Origin of the sequence: Leeuwenhoekiella sp. NPDC079379 (assembly GCF_044542075.1) — a bacterium.
Classification (GTDB): domain Bacteria; phylum Bacteroidota; class Bacteroidia; order Flavobacteriales; family Flavobacteriaceae; genus Leeuwenhoekiella.
In genome coordinates, this window is record NZ_JBITTU010000004.1 from 401,543 (window position 1) to 415,132 (window position 13,590).

Below are 13,590 nucleotides of genomic sequence, written 5' to 3' on the forward strand. Positions count from 1 at the left end.
TATGAGGAAAATTGTCACTTCGAGTGAATTACACGGAGCTTGAGCGGAGTTTAATTAGTATCGAGAAGTACAAGTTAACTGGGTTCTCGATATACTTCTTTTCGGTCACCACCTCAAAAAAGCACTCGAACTGACAGCCTGAGTAGAGTTTAATTTATGGAGAAAATTGTCACTTCGAGTGAATTACACGGAGCTTGAGCGGAGTTTAATTAGTATCGAGAAGTACAAGTTAACTAGGTTTTCCATATACTTCTTTTCGGTCACCACCTCAAAAGCACTCGAACTGACAGCCTGTGTAGAGTTTAATTTATGGAGAAAATTTCACTTCGATTGAATTACACAGAGCTTAAGCGCAGTTTAATTAGTATCGAGAAGTACACGTTAATTGGGTTCTCTATATACTTCTTTTCGGTCACCACCTCAAAAAAGCACTCGAACTGACAGCCTGAGAGAGTTTAATTTATGGAGAAAATTGTCACTTCGAATGAATTACACGGAGCTTGAGCGGAGTTTAATTAGTATCGAGAAGTACACGTTAATTGGGTTCTCGATATACTTCTTTTCGGTCACCACCTCAAAAAAGCACTCGAACTGACAGCCTGAGTAGAGTTTAATTTATGGAGAAAATTGTCACTTCGAGTGAATTACACGGAGCTTGAGCAGAGTTTAATTAGTATGGAGAAGTACAAGTTAACTAGGTTTTCCATATACTTCTTTTCGGTCACCACCTCAAAAAAGCACTCGAACTGACAGCCTGTGTAGAGTTTAATTTATGGAGAAAATTGTCACTTCGAGTATATTACACGGAGCTTGAGCTAAGTTAATTAGTATTGAGAAGTTTTAGTTAACTAGGTTTTCCATATACTTCTTTTCGGTCACCACCTCAAAAAAGCACTCGAACTGACAGCCTGAGTAGAGTTTAATTTATGGAGAAAATTGTCACTTCGAATGAATTACACGGAGCTTGAGCGCAGCTTAATTAGTATCGAGAAGTACAAGTTAATTTAATTCTCGACACACCTCTTTTCGGTTACCTTTTAAAAAACACTCGAACTGGAAAGAGCAGTTTTATTTTATCGAGAATAGCCTAGATTTTCGACACACTTCATTTTAGGTAATAGTTGAAAGATGTACATCTAGTGAAAATTACTAGCCTGAAAAAAAAATCTTCATTAAATAATTTCTGATTTAAAGTCATAATTTTTTTAGTTTAAAAAAGAATGTGCTTGTTTCATTAAATTTTCACTTCCGCAATAAAAAGGAACACGTTGATGCAATTCGGTGGGTTTTAAATCCATAATACGATCGCTACCGTTTGTGCATATTCCACCAGCTTGTTCTGTTATAAATGCGATGGGATTGCACTCATACAAAAGACGTAATTTACCTTTAGGAGCTGTTGTTCCTTCGGGATAAAAATAGATGCCACCTAATAACATATTTCGATGAAAATCTGCTACAAGAGAACCCGTGTAGCGTGATGTGAATGGGCGTCCTTCAGCTTCATTAATTTCCTGCATCCACCTAATTAATTTTTTTACACCATCTGGAAAGTGAATGTAATTACCCTCATTAACAGAATAAATCTTGCCAACTTTTGGAATTTGAATATCTGGATGTGAGAGGAAAAAAGAACCAATACCGGGGTCAAAGGTGAAGCCATTTACCCCATTACCTGACGTATATACCAGTATGGTAGAAGTACCATAGATAAGGTATCCTGCAGCTACCTGGGCGTTACCCGGTTGAAAAAAATCTTCTAAGGTAGCCGGTGTGCCTACTGGTGAAATACGTCTATATATACTAAATATGGTGCCTACTGTGATATCAACATCAATATTTGAGGATCCGTCTAGCGGGTCTATGAGTATAACATATTTTGCATTTTGATGTTTTGGCTCATCAAAAACTAAAAAATCATCTAATTCTTCAGAGGCAATTCCGCAGATTTCTCCACGACTTTTAAGGGTACTTATAAAGACATCGTTTGCCATGACATCAAGCTTAGCCTGCTCTTCGCCTTGTATGTTTTGATTGCCCATTTTGCCTAAAATTTCAGAGAGACCGGCTTTGTTGATTGCTTGATTAACCATTTTTCCTGCCAGACGTATCGAGCTTAGTAAAGCACTGAGTTCTCCTTTTGCGTAAGGAAAGTCCTTTTGGTTTTCAACAATAAATTCTCCTAATGTTACGTGTCTGTTCATCATTTTATGTGGTTCTGAGTTTTTTTCCAATTATTAAAACGCTCTAGAGTTTTTGGGTTTGTAGGAGGGTAAAGACCGCGAATGCTTGAACCATTTTTTACTTCCTGCAATACAAAATCTTCAAAGTGGGTCATTTCTAGACATTCTATTGTAAGTTCTGCTATAAGATGTTGCGGTATTACAATAACCCCATCTGCATCTCCCACTAGCAAATCTCCTGGGAATACTGCAACATCACCACAGCTTATGGGTTCGTTAATTCCTATAGCCTGATGCAACGTAAGGTTTGTAGGAGCAGAAGGTCTGTTATGATAGGATGGGAAATCAAGAGCTGCGATTTCCGTACAGTCTCTAAAGCCACCATCGGTAACAATACCCGCACAACCGCGCATATGCAACCTCGTAATGAGTATAGAACCTGCAGAAGCTGCACGAGCATCCTTGCGGCTATCAATTACTAGTACTGAATTTTCTGGACAGGTTTCTATAGCCACACGCTGAGGGTGCTCAGGATTTTTAAACACTTCAATGGTATTAATATCTTCACGAGCTGGTATATAACGTAAAGTGAAGGCCGTACCTATTAATTTTTTGCCAGAGCTATGAAGCGGTGAAATATTTTGAATACATTGATTTTTTAAACCACGCTTAAATAAAGCAGTCGCTAGTGTAGCTATGCTAATATTTTTGAAGTCATTTCTATAATCTATTGAATGATTACTCATAAACTGAGGATTTATAAAAGAATACAGGAGTTTAACCACTAATCTTTTGAGGTATGCGTAAATATACATATATTTGGTAAACCAATTTGGTAAACCAATAAATATGAGCAAACTATTTTACTACTTAATATTGTTTCTTGCACTAGTTTTTAATTCTGAGTACGCTGCTGCTTACCAAGAAGAAAAATTAGTTTCTAATATAAAGGAACTTCAGGAAGCTATAGATCGTTCTCAGCCTGGCTCTGTCATAGTGATGAAAAATGGGACCTGGGAAAATTTGCAATTAGAATTTAAAGGAGAGGGCACAGTAGATAAACCTATTGTTTTAAAAGCTGAAAAAGCAGGAGAGGTCTTTATAACGGGAACTTCATATTTAAAATTAGGAGGTAATTATTTAGTAGTTGATGGGTTATACTTTAAGGATGGGTATACTCCTAAAAATTCAGTTATTCAGTTTAAAATTTCTGATGATTTGATTGCCAATAACTCTAATGTAACTAACTGTGTAATTAAAAATTTTACCCAGCCAGATAGAGATGCAGATGATCATTGGGTAGAATTCTGGGGTCGTAATAATACCTTAAAGCACTGTTATATCGCTGGTAAATCAAACACAGGTCCTACTATACGAGTTTTTTTAAAAGGAAACGAACACATAAATAACAGACATCAAATTGTAAATAATCATTTTGGACCGCGCCCCAGAAAGGGTGGCCCTCACGGAGAAACCTTACAAATAGGAGATAGTTATACTTCAATGACCCCATCGTATACAAATGTTTCTAATAATCTTTTTGATCGATGTAATGGGGAGGTAGAAATTATTTCAAGTAAATCTAACTTTAATACATTCTCAAACAATATATTTTTTGAATCTGAAGGTTCGTTAGTTTTGCGCCACGGAAACTATGCTACAATAGATGCTAATGTTTTTATAGGTAACGATAATTCAGAAAACATAGGCGGGATTCGCGTTATAAATACAGGGCATTGGATTACTAATAATTATTTCTATAAATTAAAAGGAGAAGAGTTTAGAGCTCCACTCGCAGTAATGAATGGTATTCCTAAATCTCCACTCAATCGTTATAATCAAGTGACCGATGTAGTTGTGGCATACAATACCTGGATGTATTGTGGTACTCCGTGGAATTTTGGAGTAGGCTCAAACATAGATCAGCGAGAGGTTTTGCCTGCTTCTGAGATTAGATCTGCACGAGCAGAACGTATGCTACTGGCTAATAATTTGATTTATAGCGAGGAACAACTTCCTATTTTAAAATTATATGATACTATCAACGGAGTTAAATTTGAGAATAACTATTTCAATGAAAATATTGAAAACACATTAAAAACTTCCGGAATTGATCTTGCTACGATAACGATTGAAAAAAAAGGCGATTATTTTTATACACCTAAAGAAAAGTTTGATGATGTGTATCAGGGTTTTGATTTTGAAACTATACAAACAGATATATTTGGTAATTCTAGAGAAAATTATAAACAAGCTGGTGCCGTTATAAATTCAGCTAAAACAGATGTGCCATTAGTTGATTTTTCAAAATATGGTGCTGCATGGTTTAAGCCTGCAAAGGAGAATCAAAATTTAAAACCTATTTCAGTATCTAATCCTAAAGATCTTATACAAGCAATAAAAGATGCAGAATCTGGTTCAATATTTCTTTTAGAAAAAGGTGATTACAATTTTACCGAATCGCTCGAGATTGATAAGAAGTTAACTTTTAAGGCGAAAAAGGCCGGAAGTCTGGTGCGACTTAATTTTAGTTCAGGGGAGAATACGGCATTTAGAATGCATCCTAACGGTAAGCTCATACTTGATGGATTGTCTATTACAGGTACTTATAAGCAAGATGCGATACGTACATTAGATACAAATATGTCTAGTGCATATAATGTGCTTATCAAGAATTCTAAACTAGAGAACTTTAAATCTATTTTAAAATCATCAAAATCTTCATTTGCAGATACAATTCAAATACATAAATCAAGTTTTATAAATTTTGAGAATGGTATTCAAATCGCTCAGGAAAAAGATGATACGGGTGAGTATAATGCAGAATTTGTAATAATTGAAGATTCAAATTTTGAAAATATTACTGAATCTGTGATTGATTTTTATAGAGGAGGGTACGACGAGTCAACCATAGGCGGAAACTTAATTTTTACAGGAAATACGATTAAACAATCGGGTAAATCTGATAAGGTAAAACTGCTTATTAAAAATAGGGGTATTGTACACGTAACAATATCTAAGAATGTATTTAAAAACAATTCGGTAGAATTTATAGCAATTCTATGGGGCGAGAAAGGACAAAAACCGGTAGATAATACCATCATAAATTCTGGAGATTTTAAGATTGTAGAAAATCTGGAGCAAAAATTAATGTATTAAATAGAGGCTATGCGTTATATACTACTCTTTTTGATAATTGGTTCTTTTCCGCAGAAAATTTTAACCCAACATATTCCTGAAAATCGAGTTCTTGATATTGAAGAACTCCCTCAATTTTTAAAGACCACTATTAGAGATACGCTTGACGATACTTCTAAAAATATATTTGTAGCAGAGCTAGCTGCCTTTTACAGATTGCAGTTTTCTAAAGATTTTTTTTACGACTGGCAGAATAATGATAAACGTTTTGCAGACTATACTTCTCTATATGATGTGGAAGCTGCTCACAACGCTAGAGCTCTTGATCATCAAAGTAAATATGAAAGTAGCACTAAGTGGAAATTACCCTTTAATTATAAAAATGGGGAAGCTGTAGATGTTTATGCTTTAAGACATTTAGCACGCCAGCATAAAATGGTTGACATAGCGTTAGACTATTATTACCAGCATAAGGATACGTCAAAAATAGCATACTTTAAGAGCCAATTAGGTTCTTTAAATAACGCTTTAGCTAACAATGAATTTGAAACTCTAGAGAGTGGTAATGGTGTTTATGAAGTATTTAGATCTGGGTATCGGGTGTTGAATTGGTTGCAAATACACAATCTTTTTTTAGGTTCAAAAACCTATAATGATGAAGACCAACTTGTGACGATAGCAACATTGCTACAGCATGCTTCAAACTTGTATAGTGAGAATGAGAATTTTCAGCCGGGAAATCATCAAACACGTGGGATGTCTGCATTAGCAATGTTAGCTATCTTATTTGATGATTTTAAAGATGCAGATGCCTGGCTTGCGCGGGCTATGCAATTATTAGAAATGCACTTAGATAAAGAAATTAACTCAGATGGTTTTCAGTTTGAGCGCTCGGTGCATTATCATATAAGTGATATTGAAAATTATTTTTATGTATATCAACTGGCTCAAAATAGCGGTATAGAGGTAAGTGCAAATTTTGAAAATAAGTTACGCACGCTATTTATAACACTTATTAAAATAGCGTATCCAGATAAATCTGCTCCTGTTTTTTCTGACGATACAGATACACCTTGGGGAGAAAGCAATGATATAGCAGAGACGTTAACATTAGGTTATTTGCTTTTTGACGATCCTGAAATGGGGTATTTTGCTAAAAATACGGTGTCTTCAAAAATTTATTGGTTTACAAAAAGCGAGCAATTAGCAAAGCTTAAATCAATTAACAAAGCTAAGCCTAAATATAACTCATTAAGCCTACCAGAAACAGGGTATTATATAATGCGGGAAGGCTGGGATAAAGATGATGCAATGTTAGTTATCTCAGCCGGTCTCGATCCTAATAAACCAGATCATCAGCATGGCGATATGCTAGGTATACAGGTTTATGCTAATGAAGAAATCCTACTTCCAAATTATCAGGTGCGTTACTCTCTAGATGATCTTGAATTATTTAAAAATTCACACGTTAAAAATGTAGCGCTGGTAGATGATCTATTACAGGGTAAAGATTATAAATCTAATAAAGGCGGAAGCGGATTTGGTAAATTTGGTAGTTTGCCATTACCCAAAACAATTACATTTTCTTCATCAGACTCACTTGATGTTTATATAGGAACTCATTCTGGTTTTGAAGCGGAAGGAGTTAACTACTCGCGACAGGTATTTTTTATTGATAACAAGTTCTATATTGTAAAAGACAACTTTACCTCAGATAATTTACATGCCTATAAACAGGTTTGGCAAGGTCATTATACGTTAGAGGAGGCGCCACAATTGTTAAGAAGTTCGTTTAGAAATGGAAGTGGTCTAGATATTTATCAGCTCCAAAAGATAGATACTGTAATTATAGATGGGAAAAGAGGAAAACAATGGGCAATGCCAAAAGTAACTTCTAAAAATGACTTTAGTTTTATAACTGCAATTGTACCCTTTAAAACCTATTCAGACCGAATAGATGAAACCGTCTTTAATCCTAAGATAAAAGATTGGGAAATTAGCTATACTTTAAATAAAGACTCTAAAGATAGCGCAGTAAAGTTGACTAAAGGAAATCAGTTCTATTATTTTAATTCTATAGACATGACCGTTAGGGGCATAGATGTGATTTTTTCGGAAGCTGCAGATGTTTATATTCAACATAAAAACAATCAATTGCTTTTACATTCCCTAAGTGAAAAACCATTATATTTTTCATATAAAAATTCAGCTGATACCAAAACTTCTCAGATCAAAACGCTAAATACGGGAGCATCCTATAGCATTGATTTGACAAAACAATATTAAAATTATGAATAAAAAATTTTTACACGTTTTGCTGTTGTGTTTTTTTTGTACCGCTTTTAGTCAGCAGAATAAACAATCTTATACCTTTAAAGATAAAGAGCATCACGGGTTGCTAATTTCAAAAGACGGTCTGTCTGCAATAAAAGCTAATTTGGGAAGCTTACCGCTTTTTGATAATACGCTAGAACAAACCAAAAGAGAAATAGATTCTATACTAAGCCAGAAAATAGAAGTTCCTGTTCCTAAAGATATGGCCGGTGGATATACGCATATGCAACACAAAGAGAATTATGTAATGTTGCAAAAAGCGGGTGTTTTATTTCAGATTTATGGTGATGAGAAGTATGCTAATTATATCAAAGCGGTTTTTATGGAATATGCACGCATATATCCCACACTACCCTTACATCCTGAAACACGCTCGTACTCAAGAGGTAAATTATTTTGGCAATGTCTCAACGATGCAAATTGGCTTGTAAATATGAGCCAGGCGTATGATGCAATTTACGACTGGTTATCTCCTCAAGATCGAAAGAAATTGGAGCGTCAATTATTTAGACCTTTTGCAATGTTTCTTTCAATAGAAAACCCTCAATTTTTTAATCGCATACACAATCACAGTACGTGGGGTAATGCCGCAGTAGGTATGATGGGACTCGCAATGCGCGATAGTGAATTAATTAATTATGCACTTTATGGTTTGCCCGAAGACAGCATTGATGAGAATGCTGTAGATAATGATGGTGGGCTCATAAAGAAGCCTGGTCAGGATGCGGGGTTTTTAGCAAATATTGAAGAAGCTTTTTCACCAGATGGTTATTATACAGAAGGTCCCTATTATCAACGATATGCGATGTATCCCTTTTTGGCTTTTTCAGCAGCTCTAGAAAATACACTACCGCAACTAAAAGTGTTACAGTTTAAAGATAATGTGCAGCTTAAGGCGGTTTATGCATTACTTAATTTAACTGACTCTAATGGTGATTTTTTTCCGCTAAACGATGCCCAGAAAGGGATGTCTTATTACAACTCAGCATTAGTAAATAGCGTTGATATCGCATATCATTATGGTAATCAGGATAGGCAACTACTTGCCCTTGCAAAAACACAAAACGAAGTAACCTTAGATGACGCAGGACTAGCAGTAGCTTTTGATTTAAAAGAACAGGAGATGGAGCCTTTTGAGAAAAAATCACTTAGTCTAACAGATGGTCCTGACGGAAAACAGGGAGGCGTTACTATTTTACGATCTAAGCCAGGAAGTGATCTAGAACTGGTATTTAAATACAGCGCGCAAGGTAACAGTCATGGGCATTATGATAAGCTCTCCTATTCTGTTTATGAGAATGGAGATGAGGTTTTACCAGATTATGGATTAGCGCGTTTTGTAAATATAAACGCAAAGAATGGTGGTGGCTATTTAAAAGAGAACACCACATGGGCAAAACAGACTATCGCCCATAATACGCTTGTTCGAAATAAAGTCTCTCACTTTAATGGTGACTTCAAAACCGGTAGTGAGCACCATTCTGAGCTTTATTTTCAAGATATAAATAATGACAATATACAGGTCGTAAGTGCTAAAGAAAATAATGCATACCCGGGAACTGCAATGCATCGTACACTGGCAATGCTTCCGCAGGAAAATAACTCAAAGCCACTACTTCTCGATATTTTAAAAGTTCAGGCTGATGTAGAAAATCAATATGATTTACCTTTTTACTATAAGGGTCAGCTTATAGACATTTCAATAAAACCCAGTGCAGAAAACCGCCTTGAACCTCTAGGTCTTTCAAATGGATATCAGCATCTTTGGAAAGAAGCCACGGCAAAAGCAGATACAGAGCTCACACAGATTACATGGCTCAACAAAGATTTGTTTTATACTTTGAGTAGTAAAACTACTGTAGGAGATAGCATATTATTTGTAAGACAGGGCGCTAACGATCCAGAATTTAATCTTAGAAGAGAAGCGGGTATTTTGTTTCGAAAAGCTAAAGTCAAAAACGCGCTCTTCGTTAATATTTTAGAATCACACGGTACTTACAATACGGTAAATGAAAGAGCTGAAAATACAGAATCTGCCGTAAAAAATATGGATATAGAAGTAGATACTGAAGCATATACAGCTGTAAAAGTAGATTTGATTAACGATACATCGTACATGTTTATCATTGCAAATCTAAAGTCTAGCACTCAAGAAAAACACAAATTAACGCTTAACGGAACCACCTATACTTGGGATGGACCGTATTATTTTACAAATCGATAAAAAGAATACAATGAAAACATTTGGAGCAAGTAAAGAATTTTTATTAGGAGATGAGATCGCCTGGGAAACTGTGGGCGATGGAGTAAAACGCAAAATTAAAGGATACGACGACACGATAATGATGGTGCAGGTAGATTTTAAAAAAGGAAGTATTGGTCCTATGCACGAGCATCATCACGCACAAGTAACTTATGTCGTGAAGGGGAGTTTTGACGTTACGATAGGAGGGGAGACAAAGACTTTGAAAAGCGGAGATTCATTTTATATTCCACCACATGTATTGCACGGCGCTCTATGTACAGAAGATGGTATGCTTATAGACGTATTTAGTCCCATACGTGAAGATTTTATGTAATATTTTAGTATAAATATGTAGATCTAATTATAGATCTGGAGTCTCAAAATAATTGGTTCAAAGTGGCTGTCTTGATAAAAAGACAGCCACTTTTTTTATGAATCAATAATTCACAGCGTAATAAATTAGCAATCAACAACTATTTTAACATTATTAATTTTTTTTTATGCTTTTATATTGTATATATTTGGAAAACCAAATTGGTAAACCAGTTTGGGATACCAATATAAGTGTGAGATTTACAACATACTTTTAAGTAGTAACAAAATTAAAAGAATAAACCTTTTTTCTTATGAATGTTAAAACTATAACGACTGTGTTTATTATGTTTCTCTGTCAGTTTGCATTAATTGCACAGGAGAATTACACAATACGCGGTACAGTAACGGCAGCATCAGACAACAACCCTGTACCGGGAGTAAATGTTTTAGTGCTGGGAACTACCTCTGGGGTAGTAACAGATTTTGATGGTAATTATGAAATTACGGTTTCTAATGATTCAAAACTTATATTTTCTTATGTTGGCTTTGTTACGCAAACGTTATCGGTTGTGGGGAAAGAGGAATTAAATGTGTCTCTATCTGATGATGCTCAAAACCTAGACGAGGTCGTTGTGGTAGGTTATGGTACACGTAAAAAGAGTCACTTAACCGGTGCGGTGTCGAGTGTGGTAAATGAAGATCTGGATCAATTGCCAGTTTCACGTGTAGATGATGCATTAGTAGGTCAAATATCTGGTGTTAACGTACAGGCGACTAATGGAGAAGCTGGTTCTGCGCCTACAATACGTATTAGAGGTACAGGGTCACTTACCGGGAGTTCAGACCCGTTAATTGTTGTAGATGGTCTGGTTGTAGATAATGACTTTCTAGGGAGTTTAGATATGAGCGAGGTAGAATCTTTTGATGTGTTAAAGGACGCTGCATCTGCTGCCATATATGGTTCTCGTGGAGGTAATGGTGTAATTCTAATTACTACAAAACAAGGTAAAGAAGGTAAAACTGTTTTTAGTTATCAGGGATATACCGGGTTTAAAGAAGCAAGACAAAGTGATGCCTATTACTTTTCGGTAGCAAAGACTGCTGCGGCAGAATTAGCTGCTACAGGAAGCTTGTCTAATAGAACGCAGTACATACAACAAATAGGTATAGATAGAGACTGGCAAGACATCATTTTTGATGGTGGTATGATTGAAAATCATTCACTTAGCGCCCGTGGAGGTAACGAGAATACAAAGTTTAGCATCTCATTAGGATATTTACACGATGAGGGCGTGCTGTTAACAGACGATTACAAGCGTTATAACTTACGTTTAAAGTTAGATTCTAAAGTTAGTGAGAAATTTAAAATAGGAGGTAACCTGGCACCTTCATATACAAATACACGTAGGTTTGATGGTTCTACTCACGATATATTACGCCAGCCGGCCTGGTTACCTGTATATCACGATGCAAATACTATACAGTATGTAGATCGTAATGTATACCCAGATGTACAAATAGGGGAGTATGCACTTCAAAGACATTTTGATAACTATGATTTGTTTGGAGACGGAACTTTAATTGACATTAGTGATACTTCAAATACAAACCCGGCTGCAAAAGTTATCGAGCGTGACCGTAATGATTATAAATTTAAACTTAACGGAAACTTTTACGGGGAGTATGAGATTTACGACAATCTTAAATTGAGAAGTACACTTTCTGGAGATTATCAAAGTACAAAACGTGACAGATGGCAAGGTGTTTTATCTAGTAGAAATGGCGCTGCAGATGCAAGTTATGAAGTGTCAAATGAAACGCAAATTCACATCGCTTCAGAAAGCTATTTGACATACAATAAAGAGATTGGAGAGCACGAGTTTGATGTGCTAGCAGGTATATCTTTTGAAAAATGGGATTATTCAGGAGAAAGTTCGTTAGGTACTGGGTATACTTCAGATTTAATACGCACTTTAACGGCAGCAACAGTGTTAACAAATATTGACTCTTATAAATTTGCTGAACGTTTTCAGTCTTATTTTGCCCGAGTAAATTATGCGTATGCTAACAAATATTTGGCTTCATTAAGTTTCCGTAGAGATGGTAGTTCTGTTTTTGGTGCAGATAATAAGTACGGTGATTTCCCTGCAGTGTCTGTAGGTTGGGATATTGCACAAGAAGATTTCTTAAAAGAAAGTAATACATTGAGTACCCTTAAGTTTAGATTTAGTTATGGTTTTACCGGAAACAAAGATTTAGATACTGGGAGTGATATTATAGATTTATACCCGTCATTACCGTTATTAGGACCTTCTTCGGCAACTATAGATGGTAGTTTACAAGCTGCATATATTGCGCTTAACATTGCTAACCCAGATTTACAATGGGAGCGTTCTAGAGAATACAATCCTGGTGTTGACTTTGGCTTTTTAAACAATCGCATTACTGGTTCTGTAGATTATTACAAGCGTACCAGTGATCAATTGCTATTATTTAATCCTGTAAGTTCAACAACAGGTTTTAGAAATGCTCTTGTAAATATAGGAGAGGTTGTAAACAGTGGTATTGAAATTGAGCTGCGTACCCGCAACATTTCAACTCCAAAATTTCAGTGGAGTACTACAATTTTAGCTTCAATGAATGATAATGAATTAACTGACTTTGCAGATTCTAATGGTCAAATTCAGATAACAGATGACAAACGGGCTTCAGAATGGATAAACCTGGAAGGTCAACCTATATCTTCATTTTATGGCTGGGTGGTAGATGAAGAGATTGCTTTAGAAAACTTACAACAACCCTATTTTCCAATAGGTGGGCAGGCGCAGGACGTGTATGTAAAAGATTTAAATGGTGATGGTTTAATTGATGATGATGATAAAACGATATTAGGTAGCCCGTATCCAGATTTAGTATGGAGTATTTCTAATGATTTTAAAATAGGAAATGTAGATGTAAGTTTCTTATTTCAAGGAAGCCACGGTGCAGAAGTGCGTAATATGGGAGATCAATACATTTTTAACCACTTTAATAGCGGTCAGGATTTTAATGTACAAACTACGCCTAACCAGGGCTTTATTAAAGAAAAAATCTTTACTAATTCTATTGTTCAGGATGCATCTTATATCGCTTTGCGTAATGTGAATATTGGGTACAACTTCCCCAAGACACTAACTTCAAAAGTAGGATTAACAGGGTTTAGAGTATACGCTGCAGGACAAAATCTTATGTATTTGACAGCAGATAACTATACCGGTTTTAATCCAGAATCAATAGACGATACATCACCTACAACTTATGGCTATCAGCGTGGTGGTTCACCTATATTCAGAACTATATCTTTTGGTATAAATGCTGATTTTTAAGAATATGAAA

The 13,590-nt window shown here is 35.6% G+C and carries 7 protein-coding genes; 5 read left to right on the forward strand and 2 right to left on the reverse strand.

Translation table 11 applies throughout. The features are described 5' to 3' along the window. Nucleotides 1-1,205 precede the first annotated feature (1,205 nt). A complete protein-coding gene (fbp, locus tag ACIGAM_RS10035) occupies nt 1,206-2,204 on the reverse strand; it encodes a class 1 fructose-bisphosphatase (protein WP_396511354.1) in 999 nt (332 codons plus the stop codon). Beyond that, a complete protein-coding gene (locus tag ACIGAM_RS10040) occupies nt 2,204-2,929 on the reverse strand; it encodes a ribonuclease activity regulator RraA (protein ID WP_396511323.1) in 726 nt (241 codons plus the stop codon). The genes fbp and ACIGAM_RS10040 overlap by 1 nt, the downstream gene beginning before the upstream one ends. A gap of 103 nt (nt 2,930-3,032) precedes the next feature. On the opposite strand from ACIGAM_RS10040, the gene ACIGAM_RS10045 reads away from it, so the two are divergent. The 5 genes from ACIGAM_RS10045 to ACIGAM_RS10065 all read left to right on the forward strand — a co-directional run bounded on the left by ACIGAM_RS10045 (nt 3,033) and on the right by ACIGAM_RS10065 (nt 13,580). Then, the gene (locus ACIGAM_RS10045; protein WP_396511324.1) at nt 3,033-5,342 is read left to right on the forward strand and encodes a chondroitinase-B domain-containing protein; all 2,310 of its coding nucleotides are present in this window, start codon (nt 3,033-3,035) and stop codon (nt 5,340-5,342) included. A gap of 9 nt (nt 5,343-5,351) precedes the next feature. Next, a complete protein-coding gene (locus ACIGAM_RS10050) occupies nt 5,352-7,607 on the forward strand; it encodes a heparinase II/III family protein (RefSeq protein ID WP_396511325.1) in 2,256 nt (751 codons plus the stop codon). Between the two features lie 4 nt (nt 7,608-7,611). Then, complete coding sequence (locus ACIGAM_RS10055; RefSeq protein ID WP_396511326.1) at nt 7,612-9,879, forward strand: alginate lyase family protein; 2,268 nt, start codon at nt 7,612-7,614, stop codon at nt 9,877-9,879. 10 nt (nt 9,880-9,889) lie between these two features. After that, entirely contained in the window at nt 9,890-10,234 is a 345-nt protein-coding gene (locus tag ACIGAM_RS10060; protein ID WP_028375921.1) for a cupin domain-containing protein, read from the forward strand. Nucleotides 10,235-10,526: 292 nt separating this feature from the next. Then, complete coding sequence (locus tag ACIGAM_RS10065; RefSeq protein WP_396511327.1) at nt 10,527-13,580, forward strand: SusC/RagA family TonB-linked outer membrane protein; 3,054 nt, start codon at nt 10,527-10,529, stop codon at nt 13,578-13,580. The last annotated feature ends 10 nt before the right edge of the window (nt 13,581-13,590 follow it).

Bases quoted from the DNA above. Each gene is read 5' to 3' on its own strand.
- fbp (WP_396511354.1), bottom strand. From the start codon at position 2,204: ATGAACAGACACGTAACATTAGGAGAATTTATTGTTGAAAACCAAAAG.
- ACIGAM_RS10040 (WP_396511323.1), bottom strand. From the start codon at position 2,929: ATGAGTAATCATTCAATAGATTATAGAAATGACTTCAAAAATATTAGC.
- ACIGAM_RS10045 (WP_396511324.1), top strand. From the start codon at position 3,033: ATGAGCAAACTATTTTACTACTTAATATTGTTTCTTGCACTAGTTTTT.
- ACIGAM_RS10050 (WP_396511325.1), top strand. From the start codon at position 5,352: ATGCGTTATATACTACTCTTTTTGATAATTGGTTCTTTTCCGCAGAAA.
- ACIGAM_RS10055 (WP_396511326.1), top strand. From the start codon at position 7,612: ATGAATAAAAAATTTTTACACGTTTTGCTGTTGTGTTTTTTTTGTACC.
- ACIGAM_RS10060 (WP_028375921.1), top strand. From the start codon at position 9,890: ATGAAAACATTTGGAGCAAGTAAAGAATTTTTATTAGGAGATGAGATC.
- ACIGAM_RS10065 (WP_396511327.1), top strand. From the start codon at position 10,527: ATGAATGTTAAAACTATAACGACTGTGTTTATTATGTTTCTCTGTCAG.